Annotated in this window: 13 protein-coding genes and 1 pseudogene; 7 read left to right on the top strand and 7 right to left on the bottom strand. The window is 58.3% G+C overall.

The annotated features are described in order from the left end of the window. The first annotated feature begins 307 nt into the window (after positions 1-307). From AMC88_RS30865 to AMC88_RS30875, 3 genes are all read left to right on the top strand, one after another. The gene (locus AMC88_RS30865) at positions 308-6,256 is read left to right on the top strand and encodes an AAA family ATPase (protein ID WP_064824089.1); all 5,949 of its coding nucleotides are present in this window, start codon (positions 308-310) and stop codon (positions 6,254-6,256) included. A 51-nt stretch (positions 6,257-6,307) separates the two neighbouring features. Then, on the top strand, positions 6,308-6,934 hold the full coding sequence (locus AMC88_RS30870) for a response regulator transcription factor (protein WP_010004392.1): 627 nt from the start codon (positions 6,308-6,310) through the stop codon (positions 6,932-6,934). Positions 6,935-7,204: 270 nt separating this feature from the next. Then, positions 7,205-7,420: a hypothetical protein gene (locus AMC88_RS30875; protein WP_010004393.1), complete on the top strand. Its 216-nt coding sequence runs from the start codon at positions 7,205-7,207 to the stop codon at positions 7,418-7,420. 189 nt (positions 7,421-7,609) lie between these two features. Here AMC88_RS30875 and AMC88_RS30880 read toward each other — a convergent pair whose 3' ends face one another. The 3 genes and pseudogenes from AMC88_RS30880 to AMC88_RS30890 all read right to left on the bottom strand — a co-directional run. Beyond that, the gene (locus tag AMC88_RS30880) at positions 7,610-8,038 is read right to left on the bottom strand and encodes a type II toxin-antitoxin system VapC family toxin (protein ID WP_016736056.1); all 429 of its coding nucleotides are present in this window, start codon (positions 8,036-8,038) and stop codon (positions 7,610-7,612) included. Beyond that, entirely contained in the window at positions 8,038-8,292 is a 255-nt protein-coding gene (locus AMC88_RS30885) for a type II toxin-antitoxin system Phd/YefM family antitoxin (protein ID WP_012490196.1), read from the bottom strand. Before AMC88_RS30885 ends, AMC88_RS30880 begins: the two co-directional genes overlap by 1 nt. 330 nt (positions 8,293-8,622) lie before the next feature. Beyond that, positions 8,623-8,903: pseudogene (locus AMC88_RS30890) on the bottom strand (helix-turn-helix domain-containing protein); the annotation flags it as partial. A gap of 55 nt (positions 8,904-8,958) precedes the next feature. On the opposite strand from AMC88_RS30890, the gene AMC88_RS30895 reads away from it, so the two are divergent. The 3 genes from AMC88_RS30895 to AMC88_RS30905 all read left to right on the top strand — a co-directional run bounded on the left by AMC88_RS30895 (position 8,959) and on the right by AMC88_RS30905 (position 12,849). Continuing rightward, positions 8,959-9,225 carry a type II toxin-antitoxin system ParD family antitoxin gene (locus tag AMC88_RS30895; RefSeq protein ID WP_010007827.1) on the top strand — a complete coding sequence of 89 codons (267 nt, stop codon included), beginning with the start codon at positions 8,959-8,961 and terminating at the stop codon, positions 9,223-9,225. Further along, entirely contained in the window at positions 9,222-9,518 is a 297-nt protein-coding gene (locus AMC88_RS30900) for a type II toxin-antitoxin system RelE/ParE family toxin (RefSeq protein ID WP_064820394.1), read from the top strand. Before AMC88_RS30895 ends, AMC88_RS30900 begins: the two co-directional genes overlap by 4 nt. A gap of 802 nt (positions 9,519-10,320) precedes the next feature. Next, positions 10,321-12,849 (top strand): methyl-accepting chemotaxis protein, encoded by a 2,529-nt coding sequence (locus AMC88_RS30905; RefSeq protein WP_064820395.1) that lies wholly within the window; start codon positions 10,321-10,323, stop codon positions 12,847-12,849. 645 nt (positions 12,850-13,494) lie between these two features. Here the strand turns inward: AMC88_RS30905 and AMC88_RS30910 are convergent. The 4 genes from AMC88_RS30910 to AMC88_RS30925 form a co-directional block, all read right to left on the bottom strand. Next, positions 13,495-14,676: a Fic family protein gene (locus AMC88_RS30910; RefSeq protein WP_037146451.1), complete on the bottom strand. Its 1,182-nt coding sequence runs from the start codon at positions 14,674-14,676 to the stop codon at positions 13,495-13,497. 173 nt (positions 14,677-14,849) lie between these two features. Further along, the gene (locus AMC88_RS30915; protein ID WP_037146458.1) at positions 14,850-15,398 is read right to left on the bottom strand and encodes a hypothetical protein; all 549 of its coding nucleotides are present in this window, start codon (positions 15,396-15,398) and stop codon (positions 14,850-14,852) included. A 129-nt stretch (positions 15,399-15,527) separates the two neighbouring features. Continuing rightward, positions 15,528-16,202: an MreC domain-containing protein gene (locus tag AMC88_RS30920; RefSeq protein WP_037117676.1), complete on the bottom strand. Its 675-nt coding sequence runs from the start codon at positions 16,200-16,202 to the stop codon at positions 15,528-15,530. Positions 16,203-16,551: 349 nt separating this feature from the next. Further along, entirely contained in the window at positions 16,552-16,869 is a 318-nt protein-coding gene (locus AMC88_RS30925; protein ID WP_004678483.1) for a sunset domain-containing protein, read from the bottom strand. 253 nt (positions 16,870-17,122) lie between these two features. Here AMC88_RS30925 and AMC88_RS30930 point away from each other — a divergent pair, with 253 nt between their 5' ends. Then, positions 17,123-17,578: a hypothetical protein gene (locus AMC88_RS30930; protein ID WP_004678481.1), complete on the top strand. Its 456-nt coding sequence runs from the start codon at positions 17,123-17,125 to the stop codon at positions 17,576-17,578. Positions 17,579-17,815: the final 237 nt, after the last annotated feature.

Raw genomic sequence — 17,815 nt, forward strand, 5'->3', positions numbered from 1 at the left:
AAGAGACACCCTCCCATCACGGGCCGACTTGCCGCGCCGGCGTTTTGCTTGACCGCGAGACCTTCACCCCGCCGGCGCGGCGCTTCTTCAAGCATGAAACCGTGTTGCCGCAGCTTTGCTCGTCGCGAAACTGACTTAACAACATGCACCGGAACCTGAGGCGGAGGAAGATCAACCCAGATGCGACCGCCTCAATAATCCGAAGCATAGGCTCGTTGACATGAGAGGAAAGTCGGTGAAGCTTGATTGGATCTGCGATGCCTGCACCTGAGATGCATGCGGGCGGCATCGAAGCGAGCGGTGTGCCATGGACGACACGGTCAAAGATGCGCAGAACACCAGGAGGAACATGTTCGGACGGAAGCGCGCTCTCGCTTCCATCAGCCAGCAGACATCGACTGACCTTCGGTACCACGAGCCACAATCCTCCTGGACTGACGGTGATCGCATCTTTACTCGGGAGCTGATCGGGAGCGGCAACGGCGCATCAAAAGCCGTTCTGAGGGTGCAGCTTGCAGCCGAACATCCCAGTCGAACCAGTCTTGACAGACTGGCCCACGAATATCGCCTGAAAGACGAACTCGACCGGGAGTGGGCGGCCAAACCGCTGGATTTAAAAACGGAAAATGGTCGTATCGTGCTCGTCCTCGAAGATTGCGGCGGCGTGCCCCTCCCGCAGTTGATGGGACGGCACAGCCATGGCATGGCCGACGAACTCACTGTCTTTTTGCGCCTTGCCAAGGGCATTGCGGCGGCAGTCGGCAAGGTTCACGGATGCGGCCTCATTCATCGGGACATCAAGCCGGCGAATATACTGGCGCACGAGGCGGAAGGGCGGGTCCGTCTCACGGGCTTCGGAGTGGCGTCGCATCTTTCTCGTGAGCACCAGGCCGCCGAGCCCCCTGAGGTCATTGCTGGCAGCCTCGCATACATGGCGCCCGAACAGACCGGCCGCATGAACCGATCGGTGGACTCGCGTAGTGACCTCTACGCCCTTGGCATCACGCTCTACGAAATGGTCACCGGCCAGTTACCGTTCACTGCTTCGGAGCCGATGGAATGGGTGCACTGCCACGTTGCCAGGCGACCGGTGCCGCCGTCCGAGCGTGTAAGGGAGCTACCAGGCGTTATCTCAGCAATCGTGATGAAGCTGCTCGCCAAGAACGCAGAGGAACGCTACCAGACGGCCGCCGGGCTAGAGGCGGATCTGCGGCGTGCCCTCATAGAGAGCGAGAAGTATGGGCGGATCGCAGAATTTCCGCTTGGGACACGCGATGTTCCGGACAGATTGGTGTTTCCCGAGCGGCCCTACGGTCGCGAACGCGAGATCGCCGCCCTAACCTCCGCATTCGACCGGGTCGTCGCGGGCGCCGGGCCGACATTGGTGCTGGTTTCGGGTCATGCCGGCGTAGGCAAATCCATGGTCGTGAATGAGCTCCACCGCGCGCTCGTGCCGCCGCGTGGGCTGTTTGCCTCCGGCAAATTCGACCAGAATCAGCGTCACATTCCTTATGCGAGCGTTGCGCAGGCCCTGCAAGGCCTCCTCCGAGTGCTGCTGGGTAAGAGTGATGCTGAACTCGCGCCCTGGCGCGCTGCTTTTTCGGAAGAACTGGGCGCGAGCGGTCGGCTGTTGGTAACGCTTATTCCGGAACTTGAGTCTCTCATCGGCCAGCTTCCGGCGGTTACGGATCTGCCGCCTCAGGACGCCAAACGGCGCTTCCAATTGAACATCAGGCGCCTGCTGCGAGTGTTTGCCACAGCAGCACATCCGCTCACGCTGTTTCTAGACGATCTCCAATGGTTGGACGCTGCAACGCTCGATCTACTTGAAGATTTGTGCACCCAGCAGGATATGCGTCACCTGCTGCTCATTGGCGCCTATCGCGACAACGAAGTATCGTCCACCCATCCGCTTATCCGCCGGCTGACAGCGATCCGGGAGGCCGGTGGCCAGGTGCATGAAATCGAACTGACACCGCTTAGGCTGGAAGATCTCACCCGGATGCTGGCCGACGCGCTTCATTGCGGAAGAAAGCGTGCCCAACCGCTTGCGCGGCTCGTGCACAAGAAGAGCGGAGGCAATCCTTTCTTCGCGCTCCAGTTCCTGAGCACGCTGCCGGACGAAGGCCTGCTCGAATTCAATCGCGAACAGACGCACTGGGTTTGGGATCTCGATCGCATACGAGCCAAAGGCTATACCGATAACGTCGTGGATCTTATGCTAAGCAAGCTGCGGCGCCTGCCCGATACCACGCAGGCTGCCCTGAACATGCTAGCGTGTCTCGGCAACCATGCGGCGGTTGATACACTGGCTCTGATCAGGAGCGAAAATCACGACGCGGTTCATGTAGCCTTTTGGGCCGCGGCGCGGGCCGGACTCGTGCTGCGTGAAGAGGGGTCATCATACCGCTTCCTGCACGATCGTGTTCAGGAGGCCGCGTATGGGCTGATCCCTGAAGATGAGCGGGCGGCAGCGCATCTTTCCATCGGCCGCCTCCTGCTGATGCATACGCCGCCGCAGGCACTCGATGAGAATATTTTCGAAATTGTCGGCCAACTCAACTGCGGCGGCGCGCTCATCGCGCCCGGTGAAGAGCGCGAGCGTCTCGCCGACTTGAACCTGCTTGCCACGCGCCGCGCCAAGGCGTCGGCTGCATACGAATCGGCGCTGGCCTATGCCGGAACGGGTGTGGCTTACTTGCCGGACGATGCCTGGGAGCGCCGATACGAACTCGCTTTTAGTCTCGAACTCCACAGGGCCGAATGCGAATTCTTGACCGGGGCACCGGCGGAGGCGCAGGCCCGCCTCGCAGAACTGGCAAGCCGAGCCACCAGCCTCGCCGATCTGGCCCGCGTCACGCGCCTGCGCGTCGATCTTTTCATGAGCCTGGGTCGGAGCGATCAGGCCATCATATTCGGTCTCGACTACCTACACCGGGTCGGCATTTCGTGGTCGTCTCACCCGACCAGGAGCCAGGTGCGCCAGGAATACGCGCGGCTTTGGCGACAACTTGGGGGCCGCCCGATCGAAGCGCTGCTTAATTCGCCCCCTATGGCGGACCCGGTCGCATTCGCGACCATGGACGTTCTGACTTCACTTGTTACTCCGGCCCTATTTACCAACGAGAATCTGCGCTGCCTCGTTATCGGGCGAATGGGGAACATCAGCCTCAAACACGGCAACAGCGATACATCGCCTTATGCCTTCACTGCTGTGGGCACGGTGCTTGGGCCCTATTTCGGCAACTATGAAGCCGGTTTTCGGTTCGGCCTGCTTGGACTGGACCTGACGGAACAGCCCGGAATGGAACGCCTGAGGGCACGAGTCTACCTCGCCTTCGGCAACCTTGCGAAATCGTCGCCGCGTCATGTCCGCACCGGCCGTGCACTGGCGCAGCGCGTATTCGAAACGGCACAGCAGGTCGGCGATCTCACCTACGCCGTCTTAAGCCGGAATAACCTTGTGACTTATCTTCTCGCCGCTGGCGAGCCCCTCTCGCAGGTTCAGCGCGATGCGGAAGCCGGCCTGTACTTCGCGCGTCAGGCCGGTTTCGGGGTCGCCGTCGGTTTCATCAGCGGTCAGCTCCAACTCATCCGAACGCTTCGCGGGCTGACGCCAATCTTCGGATGCTTCAACGATGAAGGGTTCGACGAGCAGCAATTCGAGTTTAAGACCGACGGCAAGCCGGGCAGTTGCCTGTACTGGATCCGCAAGCTACAGGCCTGTGTATTTGCCGGGAATACCCTCGCAGCGCTTTCGGCAGCGGCGAAAGCAGAAAGCCTCCTCTGGATGACTCCCGCTATTTTCGAGCGGGCGGAATATCACTTCTATACCGGCCTTTCATTGGCCTCTGCTTTGCAAGGGTCGACGACTGAAGGAGCGCTTTATCGCAAGGCCATACGCGCTCACCGCCGGCAGCTCGACACTTGGGCCGCGCACTGCCCGGAGAATTTCGCAAGCCGCGCAACATTGCTTGGCGCAGAGATCGCCCGCTTGGCAGGCCGTGAATTGCATGCCGAGCGCCTCTATGAACAGGCGATCCAGTTGGCACATGCACACGCGCTCCCACACGATGAAGCGATCGCGTATGAGCGCGCTTCCGCCTTTTACCGGGCGCGCGGCTTCGATCAGATCGCTCGCCTCTATCTTCAAAACGCCCGTCGCTGTTATCTCAGTTGGGGAGCCGACGGCAAGGCGCGGCAGCTCGAAGAAGCCTATCCCCAACTGCGGGATGGACAATCGGCGCCGGCTGCAACAAGCACGATCGAAGCGCCGATCGAGCATCTCGAGCTCGCCACCGTCATCAAGGTGTCGCAAGCAGTCTCCAGCGAAATCGTCGTCGAGAAGCTGATCGACACGGTGTTGCGAATGGCTGTCGAGCAGGCGGGAGCCGAACGTGGGCTTCTGATCCTGTCGCGTGGCGGCGAACCGCGGATTGCCGCTGAGGCGACGATCCGCGGCGAAGCGGTCCTCATAGAGTTGCGTAATGAGGCCATCGCCGGCGTGATGCCGGAATCAGTTCTCAATTACGTCCTGCGTATGCGGGAAATCGTAAGCCTCGACGATGCGTCGGCTGAAAACGCCTTTGCGGCCGATCCCTATATCCGCCATCGCGCGGCCAGATCCATTCTCTGTTTGCCGCTGATCAACCACGCGAAGCTGATCGGTGCGCTGTATCTGGAAAACACTCTGACGGGCCGTGTCTTCGCGCCGGGGCGCATTCCGGTGTTGAAGCTGATCGCCTCGCAAGCCGCCAGCACGCTCGAAATCACCGGACTTTACCGCGACCTGGCAGAACGTGAAGCGCGAATAGGCCGGCTTGTCGAAGCGAACATCATCGGAATTTTTATCCGGGATATCGGAGGTCGGATTATCGAGGCCAACGAGGCGTTCCTGCAAATGGTGGGCTACAGCCGTGACGAACTCTTGGCGGGTCAGTTGCTCGATAAAGAGCTGACACCGCCGGAGTGGCGCGAGCGTGACGCCGAAGCCGAGGCCGAACTGAGAGTGACCGGCAGCGTCCGCCCCTTTGAAAAGGTGTACCAGCGAAAGGGCGGCGGTCACGTACCCGTGATGATCGGTGAGGCAAGTTTCGAGGGGGCCGGGAGCCAGGCTGTGGCCTTCGTGCTCGACCTGTCCGAGAGCAAGCGAGCAGAGGAGAGGCTGCGCGCAAGCGAAACTCGTTTTCGCACCTTCGTCGACCATGCCACCGATGCCTTTTTTCTCCATACCGACGATCTGACCGTCATAGACGTCAACCGCCAAGCCTGTGAAAGCCTCGGTTACAGCCGGGAAGAATTGATTGGCATGCACCCGCGCGACTTTGACGGAGCCATCGACGAAAAGTCGCTTGCGACATTGGTGGATCGCGTCGACGCAGGACAGCCAATGACTTTCGAAACGGTCCACCGGCGTAAGGACGGAACAACGTTTCCGGTCGAGGTTCGCGTCGGTAAATTCCGACAGGAAGAGCAATGGTTTCGTCTTTCGCTGGCGCGTGACATCACCGACCGCAGGCAGGCCGAGGATGCTATTCAGCTTGCGCGAGCAGAACTTGCCCATGTGAGCAGGTTGACCACTATGGGAGAACTTGTGGCCTCCATCGCCCACGAGGTCAGACAGCCGCTCACCGGGCTAGTCAGCAGCGGCAATGCCTGCCTTCGCTATCTCGACGCGGATCCCCGCGACGTCGTCTCCGCCCGTCGCGCCATCGAGCGCATGATCAGCGACGCTTTTCGCGCATCCGAGGTCATCGACCGGATTCGGGCAATGGCGAAGAAATCACCCGAACGCAGGGACCGGCTGAACATCAACGATGTCGTGTCCGAGACGATAGCGCTGGTGTCCACGGACCTCGAACGCAGTGCGGTGTCGCTCCGCACAAACCTCTCCCACGGCTTGCCCCCGATCGTTGGGGACCAGGTGCAGATCCAGCAGGTGATCCTGAACCTTATCATGAACGCCAACGACGCGATGGCGGCGATGCCAAAGGGAGCGCGCGAACTCATCGTAAGCACTGAAAAGGCAGCATCCAATACCGTTTTGGTGGCAGTCCGCGATAGCGGCCCTATCCTCGACCCGGCGAAGATCGGCGATATATTTGAGGCGTTTTTCAGTACCAAACCCAAGGGAATGGGCATGGGCCTGACGATCAGTCGTTCGATCGTAGAGGCTCACAAAGGCCAACTCTGGGCCACGCCAAACGCGCCCCACGGTGCCATTTTTCAGTTTACATTACCAACCACGGAGAAATAATGGATCCATGTCCGGGGCGCCGCCTGACCGGCGCAAACATTGGGGACATGGATGAAGGAGATTGTCTACATCATTGATGATGACGCATCTGTGCGCGAAGGCCTCGGCGATCTCCTGCGCTCGGTTGGACTTGAGGTACTGACATTCGCTTCCAGTCAGGAGTTTTTGGATAGCAAGCGCCCTGACGTTCCGGGCTGCATCATTCTCGATGTAAGGCTGCCGGGGCGAAGCGGCCTGGAATTTCAGAGCATGCTCACTTCCCTTGGAATTGAGCTTCCGGTCATTTTTATCAGTGCCCATAGCGACATTCCGATCTCTGTGCGGGCGATGAAAGCCGGTGCCATCGAATTCCTGACGAAGCCGCTGCGCGAGCAGGAATTGCTCGATGCCGCCTATGCCGGGATCGAGCGCGATTGCGCTCGGAGGCAGGAAGTCGCGCTCATTGCCGAGCTTCGGTCCCGCTATGATTCCTTGACGCCGCGCGAGCGCGAGATCATGAACCTGGTGGTCGCGGGCAGCGTCAACAAGCAAATCGCTGCTCAAGTGGGCCTGAGCGAGGTGACCGTCAAGGTTCATCGCGGCCATGTCATGCAGAAGATGCAGGCGAGGTCTCTCGTTGACCTCGTCCGGATGGCGGACGGCCTCGGATTGTCGACGAAGCCGTCGTGGGTCAGGTAGGCTCACGCATCTAGACCAAAGTATCGGGCATCCGCCTCGAATGGGATAGTCGGGGCGCCAATTCGGCGAGTCGCTTATCTCATTGGGCAATACGCTCCGAAGGCCGTCGGCTTTATCCTCTTACCAGCTGAAAAACTTGCAGAGACAGGACGGACGTTCTCGGGTCTCGGTGCAAGAATCTGCACCGGTCCGCGGGTCCCTACCATTGGACAGACGCTCATCATGTTGACGCAACGCGAGTAACCGAAAGACCGAGGAAAGGTATCATTCATGCAAAACCAGAGATACGCCCTGCAGAAGAACCTCAACATCTACTGGACGGTAATCGATACGGTTTCAGACCGAAAAGCTCTCGTCAATGGCTTCGTTATGGACATGCTTACCGCCGATGAGGGCGAAGAATTGGTCAACACGCTGAACCGTGCAGAATCCCATGCTATCCTTGCGCCCGCCCAGAGGGAGCACCACGATCAAAGACGACAGTAACTCTTCGATCGCCATCCAGCCGACCGCTCGTCCTATAGACTGTGACGAGAGTTAGAGGGCGCTCGCACTCTTAAGGTCCCTCGCAGCGAAATGATGTTGAGCACACGGGCGGAACTGCTCTTCTACATAGTTAGTCCGGGAATTGATGGGCGGATCGAGACTGAAACGATCCGACCCATCAACTCCGGACTAACCATGCGGCACATCCCACGGATTTACGAGTGCAACTCCCATGCCCTCGAAATCCTTGATATTGCGCGTCACCAGCGTCATGCGACGGGTGAAGGCTGTCGCCGCAATATAGGCGTCATTAATCGGCTTCGGATTTGGCACATGCCATCGGGCCGCCTGGACGGCGGCCCCCTCGTCCAGAGGCAGGATGCGGCCGGAAAACGCGGTGAGAACAATATTCTCCAACCAGTTGCGCAGCACCTTGCCGGCGGCGACATCATTATGCTCCACCAGCCGGACGCCAATCTCCAGCTCATGCAAGACGACGGAGGAAATGAAGGTCTCGGCCGGATCGACGGTTTCATTCCAGACCACAACGTTGGGATCAGCCCTTCCGCTCGCGACCTTGCGCAGTTCGGACACGACATTGGTATCGAGCAACAACATCAGGACAGGTCGACGGGCTGGGCATGTTCCGTGCGCTGCGGCAGCGGCAAGTCGATATCTTCCGCCCCCGGCGCGGCGAGCATATCACCAAGCGTCCGCATTTTGCCTGTCAGCCGCTTGTACTCGTCGAACGACAAAAGGACATGCGCAGGCCGACCCCTGTCGGTGATGATAACTGGTCCGTCCTTGGTGGCTCGCTTTGCGCGGCCAAGATCCTGATTGAGCTCCCGGCCTGACAGCGTGGTGACGGTCATGACAAGTCTCCAACATTCGTGGTTACGTAACCACATTTAGTCCGCATAGACCGGAATTGCAAGATGCAGCAGCTCGTCCCCTTTCTGGTTCCTCGAAAGGGGACACGAATATGTTGCCCTGCCCCGCCCGCGTTGCAATCGCAATCCAGTCTGTTGTGATTGGCTGCGTGATGAAGCCGAACATTTTTATCGGTTAGACCCCTCGGGTCAGGATGGTCAGCGCCATCCGCGGTCCACGGCTTCAACAGACCGAGGTTGGAGCCGAAGCCGCCCTCAACGTAGTCGCTGTCGAGAAGCTTACGTTTGCGCGCCTTCTGCACAGCTGAATCGTCATTTTCCCTGTAGACGATGACGGCGCCAGGCGGCCGGCGCGTCGCCAGTGGGTTTGCGGAGAAGCGGGAGAAATAGGCCGGATCTTCGAAGCCGATCTCGTCGGCAATATCTTCCACCGAGCGGACGGTGAACATCAGCAGGCGCTTGGCCTCCAGTAGCCTCCGTTCCAACAGCAGCTCCTTGACAGACCGCCCGAAGAACTCGCGGGCAGCCTTGTCGAGAAGATGCGGCGTGGTCGCAAGCAGGGTCACGTAGGTTCTGACCGGCCAACCACGCTTGATAATAGTTGATAAACGCCATATCTTGCCTCCATCAGAACCGATGGAGAGCAGAATGATTAGTGCCGATCTGGGAAAGCAGCTCGAAACCTATATCCAGCAACTTGTCGACACGGGCCGCTATGGCTCGAAAAGCGAAGTCCTCCGCGAAGGTGTTCGACTGGTTCAGGACCGGGAGACCCGGCTTGCCGCACTGGACGCTTCCATCCTGCGCGGCATTGCCGATGCCGAGGCGGGCCGGACTAAGCCGGCGAGCGATGTCTTCGACCGGCTCGAGGCAAAGTACAGTGTGATGGCTGATCAGGCCGAAAAATCGGTATGATCCTTGAATTTTCCGACGAGGCGGAGAACGATCTTGAGCAGGTCGCCGATTACATCGCATGGGACAATCCACGCCGCGCCCTTTCATTCGTCCGGGAGCTCCGCAGCAAGTGCGAAGACCTCGTCGACAGCCCCAACGGTTTCGCCCTCGTTCCCCGCTACGAGCACCATGGTATCCGACGACGCGTTCATGGCAACTACCTGATCTTCTACCGCGTCGAGAACGCGAAGGTGATCATCATCCATGTCCTGCACGGCGCCACGGACTATGGCGCAATCCTGTTGCCGTATTAATCGGATGTGGACGCCTGGTGGATTGTCAATTCGGCTTTCGCTTCCACGCTTTGCGGTCACGTAGTTTGACCTCCCCGTTAGCCTGGTGTTTTGCGCCCTCTCACGAGGTCAATGGATTCCACGCCATTGCCATTCTGAATTGACGCCCGAAGCACAACGCGCGATTGATTTTGAGAGGCTCATCGATGCGTTCGGGCTTGCCTGGAACGGGCACAGGCACGACGCAATGGTTTCGTAAGACCTGGCGAAAGCTCCACCTTTCCCGCGGCAACATTCTCACATCCGAACCGACGACCGAGCACGTCGGCGACGAGACCGTCGCTGCCAGGTCTTCTCGAACGTGTCGACGCACCGGTTGGTCCACGGATTTCAGATCGCCGGACGGCTGCTTTCGCATCCGAAGTCCATGTCAGGTTTGTCAACGGAACCAGCTTATCGAGCCTGTTGCCGAACATTGCCGCATAGCCTGGCAGGCTGCGGTCGGCGACAACCAGAGATCCGGGTCGAAACTCAGATAGGGCGCCGGAAGCCCGTCATCAGCGACTGGCGGCATGCCAAGAACACCGAAAAGCAAACCATCGAAAAGCACAGCCGCCAGCGCTGGACCGAATGTCAGCCTTCGGGCGGGCAAACTGCGAACGCGTCAGGGGCTGATTCGTAGACTTTGAATCCTGAATACGACCTGATCCGCGCAACAGAGTCAGTCACGGGTGTTGTTCTGCGCGGTCCAGGTCCATGGGAGTCGCTTCATGCGTCCTTAAGAAAATGATGGCAGCTTCACTTCAGATTTGGGAGTGCATTCATGATACATGGTTTGATGTCGCGGGTTCGCATTCAGACGAAGGTGCTCGTGCTTTTGGCGCCATTCGTCATTAGCTTGTGCGCAGTGGGATTGACGGGATACTACGCGTCGAGCCTTCTCGAAGGACGGATGGAGATCTCCAACCATGTTTTGCAATCCCTGAACGGGTTCAAACATGTTTCTTCAAGCATGACAGGTTTTCTGATGAAGCCGTCGCAGGAAGCTCGTGATACCGCGCTTGCGGACGCCCAACAGCAATTGGCAAACCTGAACGAGACGATTGAGACTCTAAGGCCGACAACCGATGTGGAGCTTCTCGAACGGGCGCTCGATCAGTCGCAAATCATCCCGCAAAAGATCGAAGCGATCTGGCAAATCGAATCGGGACAGCAGAAAATTCTCAGTGATGTGGACGCTGCTTCCGCGGCACTTCTTGACCTGCAAGGGGAGGTTGGCAAGCGCTCGTTCATGCTGATGGCCAGTGCGAAAAAGATGGAAAATGCCAACAAGAGTGGCCTGAGTAATTCCGTCTCCATCATCGCGGCCGCCAGTGTTGCGACGAAATTTCGCAATGATTATACAAACGCTACAACGCCGCCTGACAAGCTTAGCCTTCTAGCCAAATATGCGCCCGATTTGCAGAACGCAAAGGAGCAGCTTTCGCCTGCGATAGGGACCGACCGACAAGCCCTCGCCACTCAGTATGCCGCTGCTGTAGATGCCATCGCCAACGCTTCGAAGGCGCCGCCGGGCACTTTGGATGTCTCGACAACGGATGCCGCTGTCTCCAATCTTGCTGCAACTGGCGACAGTCTCAAGACGATTGGGGACGATCTGATGCGGGCCTCCGTACTCGCGCTTGCCGCGTCTGATAAGGATATCTCTCAAGCGACGAATGTCGGCAACGAACTGCGTGCTATCGTTAACAGCAATAACGAGATCCGCGTCGGCTTTGCCGAACTCGCCGGCAAACCAGACGACACGCGGGTGAAAAAAGTCCAGCAATCGATCTACATGTATCACACCGAGCTCGGCCGTCTCGCCGGCGTGGTCACCGACGATCCGGTTTTTGCCGAAATTCCGAAGAAGGCTCAGCCCGTCCTCGATCTGCTTGCGGCGAACGCTGCAGCGCTCTCTGAAGGTGCGGCGCGCAAGCTGGCTGAGTTCGACAGAGCTGCGGGGCAGATCGACAACACTTGGAACCTCCTTGCGCAATTCGCCGACACGCAGAAGCAAAATGCTGGCCAGGATCGTCAACAGGCCAACAGGATATCTGGCGGCGCCATTGTGATCGGCATTCTGATTGCTATGACCGCGGGTGCCGCGCTGGTCGTTACCTTGAAGGGACCGATCACCCAGATTACCGCAGCGATGCGCAAGATCGCAGAGGGAAGGCTCGACACAGCAATCACCGGCGAGAAACGGGGCGACGAAATCGGGGAAATGGCCCGCGCGCTTTCCGTCTTCAGAAAAAATGCTCTATCGAAGGTCGAAATGGAACAACAAGCCGAGATCGCGCGTAGCGACGCGGAATCCGAGCGCGCCCGCAACGAACTCGAGCGGCGTAGCGCGAAGGTCCAGGTTGACGCTGCAATCGAGGCGCTTGCAGAAGGGCTCACGCGGCTGTCGCGCGGGGACCTGAATTTTGCGATCGATACGCCCTTTGCCCCCGAACTCGACCGGATCCGCATCGATTTCAACATGTCTGTGGCGGGTCTCAGAGAGACGCTCTGCGAGATCCGCGAGACGTCTTCCCTCATCAGCGACAATGGCCGCCAGATGGCGGAAGCCGTTGATGACCTGGCCAGTCGAACGGAGAAGCAGGCGGCTGCCCTTGAGGAAACCGCAGCGGCAGTGCAGGAGATTTCTTCCGCCGTCAACACCTCTTCAGGACGGGCAGCAGCAGCGCTTGCGCTTGTCCAACGCGCCAAACAGGGCGCGGACGCCTCGGCTTCAGTGGTCCGAAACGCGGTCTCGGCCATGGGGCGGATTGAGGACGCGTCGGGCAAGATCGTTCAGATTGTCAGCGCGATTGACTCCATCGCTTTCCAGACCAATCTCTTGGCCCTGAATGCGGGGGTTGAAGCGGCGAGAGCGGGTGAGGCCGGTAAGGGCTTTGCTGTCGTGGCGCAGGAAGTGCGGGAACTGGCGCAGCGATCTGCTCGCGCAGCCAAGGAAATCGGCGAACTCATCAACAATTCCGTCCGAGAGGTTGCGTCTGGCTCCGAGTTCGTCGGCCGCACGGGCGATGCGCTGATTGGGATTTCTAGCGAGATCGTCCACATCGTTGACCATATTGAACTGATCGCCTCCTCAAGCCGCGAACAGGCAACAACACTCCAGTCAATCAACGCGTCGGTGAACGATATTGATCGTATGACGCAGCAAAATGCGGCGATGGTGGAAGAGACGAATGCTGCCACCCAACAGCTCTCGTCAGAGACGCTCGCACTTACTGACATGATCGCACGCTTTCGGCTTGAAGGCCGAGAGAGCCCGGCTTCAGCACGCTACGAGACCGCGGCATGATGGCATCATACATTCGCAGAACTGGTAACTTGATGTCATGAGCGCCTGCGGCAGTCGTCTCCGCGTGAGCACGGTGTGCGGAGATTTCCAATAATGCCCCATGGTGGCGGGCGATCACGATTTGGCACGGCCTTTAAGTATTGCAGTCAATCTACTGAACGCACAGGGCTATAGAATGATCGCTGGGCTCCTGCGCATCGCGAGAGACGTGGCAAGGCGGAGCCAAGGGTGTGAGGCGGGCACCCGACAGGAAAGGCGCCCAACAGGCATTTTAATCCGACCGAGGATGCGAGCGGCAGGTGATGCCGATCGCAACCGCAAATCGGTTGGGTCCGAGGACACCCTCGGCGAAGTGCCCCATGACCCAAGGACAACACCATTTCCTGGAGGACATGATCAAAGCGCAGAGTGATCCGGTAACTTGAAATGAGATGGTCGGCGTCGGCATTGTCCGCCGCCTCCGGCCTGCGCGACAGCGTTTCCATTCAATGATCTCGTGTGGCTCCGTCATCTGGCAGGCGACACGCATCAGCCGTTGCACAGCATGGGACTATCCCCAAGTGACACCGCTCGCACCCACCATTGGGCCAACCTTCCTACGCCTTGATGGGGTTCGAACCGTCGACCCATAGATTATTGGTATGTTCACGCGGTTGGGGGCAAAGGATCAGTGCCTTCGCTAAGGATCGCGAGATACCGCCGGTAGCTAAATACGCGACCTCGCTTGCGGCCAGTGACCTCCTCAACTACACCGAAACGCTCCAGGTCTGTAAGTGCCGCATTGACGGTGGGCGCGGAAAGGCCTGTCTGTTGAACGAGCTGATTGGCCGTCATAAACGGATTTTGCTGAAAAAGGTCGTGGATCCGAAGCGCCGAGCCCGCTCGGTCGCTTTCGGATGTGATGCGCTCGCGGTCTTCCTTAAATACGTCGACGATCTGGGTCGCCGCGTGAAACGCCTGGTTGGCGGTGTCGGCAACGCCAGTGAGGAAGAAGTCGAGCCACGCTTCCCAATTGCCTTGTTCGCGAACCTCCTGAAGCAGTCGATAATATTCCGTCCGATGGGCCTTCAGATAGAGGCTCAGGTAGAGCAGCGGCTTACGCAGAACCCCGTTCGTGCAAAGATACAACGTGACAAGGAGGCGACCGATTCGCCCGTTGCCATCTAAGAATGGATGAATCGTCTCGAATTGGACGTGGAGAAGGCCAGCCTTAATTAGTGCCGGTAGTCTCGACCGATCTTCATGCATGAAACGCTCAAGGGCATCCAGGCAGGCGTCCATTTCCATGACAGGCGGTGGGACGAAGAGGGCGTTGCCAGGCCGCGTCCCGCCAATCCAATTTTGCGAACGCCGGAATTCTCCCGGATTTTTGGTGCCACCACGCCCACTGTGCAGCAATCGCGCATGCATTTCGCGGATCAAACGCAGCGACATCGGCAGCGCTTCTAGTCGCTCCAAACCATACATCATGGCATCGACGTAATTAGAAACTTCGCGAATATCGTCGATGGGCTGGCCTGCCTGGGCTTCGGTCTCAAAACGCAGGAGATCGGACAGTGTCGACTGCGTCCCTTCGATTTGCGAAGATAGAACAGCCTCTTTCCTGACATACATATAAAGGAAGAGTTCCTGACGAGGAAGCAGCATCGTGATGCCATCTAGCCGTCCGAGAGCTCGCTCTGCCAAGCTAAGGCGCTCCAAGAGTGAAAGCACGTCAATGGCAGGTAGCGGCGGCAACGCAGGTGGTATGAACGCCCGCACTGTTTCGCCGGCAACTGATGTTTCGACAAAGCGGCCGCGCCGCTGATTGGGTTCGGAATCAGACATGACGCGAGTATGGGTTTCGGCCGCTATTTAAGCAAGCGTGGCTTTATTTAAATAAGGAGAAAACTAAGGTAAGCCCTCTTAAATAAGCCTCGCCACGTTCGACCGCCTTGAAGGGATATGAACCTGCGACGCTCAATCGATACCGGCTCACCGGGCAAGGCATCGCGACACGTTCACCGTTCAAACCGCTCAAGCATTTTTCTTAACTGTGCATTTTGCAGCTTTAGCTTTCTGGCCAGTTGATCCCTGAGCACCTTGATCTCTTCATCGAGGTTCATCTCGTCTGTAGTGTCATTAACTTGGGAAAAATTCGCGACCGCTACCGCTTCCTTGCCGCGCCTCCTTTGCTTGTGCGGTGGCACCTCGACAGCTCGCTTGATCTTGTTTTGTGCAGCGGTGACGGCGATGCCAGTACCGCCGGATAAAGTGGGATCGGTGGTCTCCACAATCTTGGCGGCTCCGCGCTCGACCTCGACGCGGCCACCGTTCACGGCTTCTTCGGATTGCACAGGCTCCCCGGCGATGGCACCGGCTTTACCGTGAGGAGGTAGCTCCAAGGTTGCCGGCCTATCACCGCCAATCAGGCTCTCGTCGCCAGCCGTTTCATTCGGACCGGAAATAGGCAACGCCCCCGGTGTAACCTTATCGGGCGAGCCGCTTTCTCTCCTTTGTTCGCGTCCCGGTGAGATCAGTCGGGCAAGAAGTTTCCAGGGAGACGCCATCTATCCGACCTCGCGTTTTATCCCGCAAGCAGGCAGTGAGTGTTAGCTTCAGCAACAGCATTTACCGTTGCCAATTTGTATGTCTCGATGAGCATGGAAATACGGCCGGCGGTTGACCGGCTGCTTATATCAATCGAGCTTCAGCCGTTTGCGGAGATCGGCATTTTCAGCGCGAAGTTTTTCAGCCAGCAGCTTGCGCAGCCGCTGATTTTCCTCTTCCAACTTTAAAAGGTCTGCCATCTCGTCGATCGCCGTAAACGGCGCGGGCGACGCTGTCTGCACAGACTTCGGAGGACGGCGCACAGGTGCGCGTTTGGCGCTCGCCGCAGCTTCGACCACCTTTGTCTTGCGCCCTCTCCTCTTCGCACCACCGGCCACGGCCAGAGCAGCTGCTGGCTCTACCGTAGTGTTAGCTGACGCGGTTTCGAGTGCCGCGGCTTTCTTGGCCCGGGGCTTGCGCTGTTTCTTCGGCGCGATTGGCGTTTCGACCACGGTCGGCACATCGGCACTGGTTGCAGTATCAGTCTCGTCGGCCATGCTTATCTCCTGTGTATCTGATGCAGTTGTCGACGGCTCGAGAGGCGGTGTCAACAACGACTCTTCCTGATCTGCTTTTGGTAGAGACATTTCGTAATGGGATTTGCCACTTTGAGAGCTAGCCGACAGAAAAGGCATTGCCTCTTCGTCTAGGTCGCGAGCCACGGACTTTAAATCCACGTTGCCCCAGATCGAGTTTGACCTGGGATCGAGTTTTCGCCTGCCGCCTTTGTACTCGACGGCAAAACTGCGTTGCACTTTTTTCAATATAAGAGGCCTTGGAGAATCGACGGAATGGTTTAGTGATGTGCTGGTCCATCACGAATAGCGCCTACCGGACTGCCAGTCTATACCACCGTCACATCCAATCCACCGCAGCATCCCCGGGGTCAGAATATGTGGCCAATCTAATAGGGGCTGAGGGCAGTCTATACGCTCAAAGCTCTTGAAAGGAAGGGACGACCAGTAGTTCGTCCCGAGACATTTTCAAAGGTTCCCGACGATCCATTATGCGATTTTTCTGGCCGAAAACATGAACATCCTAGCAACTAGTCAGGCAGTGGCCCCGAAATCACGCGGTGCCACAAAGGATCCGCCATTCCGAATCCTCACTTCATTACGATTTCGATTTCCGCCAACCGGCCGCCCAAGCTTCGGCTTCCGAGCAGAACCAACGTTCGCCATACTGGGGACTGATCTTCGTTTGTGCGTAGTATCGCTGCCCCGGTACGTGGAAGATGCGCTCGCCGGTATTGATGCTGACATTGCCCTTGATCTTGCACGTTTGTCCGGAGCTGCCCGAAGCGCTCCATGAGGCCAGCAAGTCGCTCGCGGTCCAGCCGCCGGCAGCACCAAACGCGAGCGCGCCGATGAGCAAGCCCGGCGCCCTGAACAGCACGGATTTCTTCTGCGGATTGCGATAACTGCGACGCATGCCCACATCCTCGTCATTTCGCGCGGAGATTGTAGCTGCGGTAGAACATCGCGAACATCTATCCAAAAGGCTTAGACGTTTAGACCTTGCTGGACCGCCCGCGAGCGCGGTATGGCTGCGATGATTTGTCAGGACGACTGTTCATCGCAGGTTCATTGGGCAGGAGCCCCAATGGAGCCCTTCCGTCATCGGCGCCATAGCTCGGGCGGAAGAGAAGACTGAAACGTCAACATCATCGACCGAGGCCAATCACATGTCGCACAAATTGCTTCTCTCCGCTGCCGGATCGTTGCTTGCTGCATTTATCATGTCGACGCCGGCGCACGCGCTGACGATGAAAGAATGCAGCACAAAATATCAGGCGGCCAAAGTTGATGGCTCCGCTAAAGACATGAAGTGGAACGATTTCCGCGCCAAATTCTGTGGCTCGGACGCTGCTGCCGCCGATAAAGAAGACGAGGCGGACGTCGCAAAGACGACCGACAAAGAGCCTGAAAAGGCTACGACCGCGGCGCCGAAGAGCGTCAAGTTCCCGAAGGCGATCGACAAGAAATATTCGAGCGAGACACCCGCAAAGGCTCGCCTCCATACCTGCGTCGATGCCTATCATTCGGCCAAGGATGCCGGAACGCTTGGAGATCTGAAGTGGATCCAGAAGGGCGGCGGCTATTGGAGCCTCTGCAACACGAGCATCAAGGCTGCTGGCTGAATGTAACACTAGAGAACGCGGAAGGCCGCCGCAAGCGGCCTTTTGCTCGTTAATGACCGCTCTGTCACCGACCGGGTCGTCTTGCCGCAAGCCCGAACCAAAACCGGACAGTCCGCAAGCAGCGAGGGCCAGCGTTCATTCCTTATCGCCTTGACGCGGTATCGAACCGTTGTCCGCCATCTCGGATTCTCTAAGACGTTGTAATCTTTACGCTTCAACGAAAAGAGGTGCCGTTCA

Origin of the sequence: Rhizobium phaseoli (assembly GCF_001664385.1) — a bacterium.
Lineage (GTDB): Bacteria > Pseudomonadota > Alphaproteobacteria > Rhizobiales > Rhizobiaceae > Rhizobium > Rhizobium phaseoli.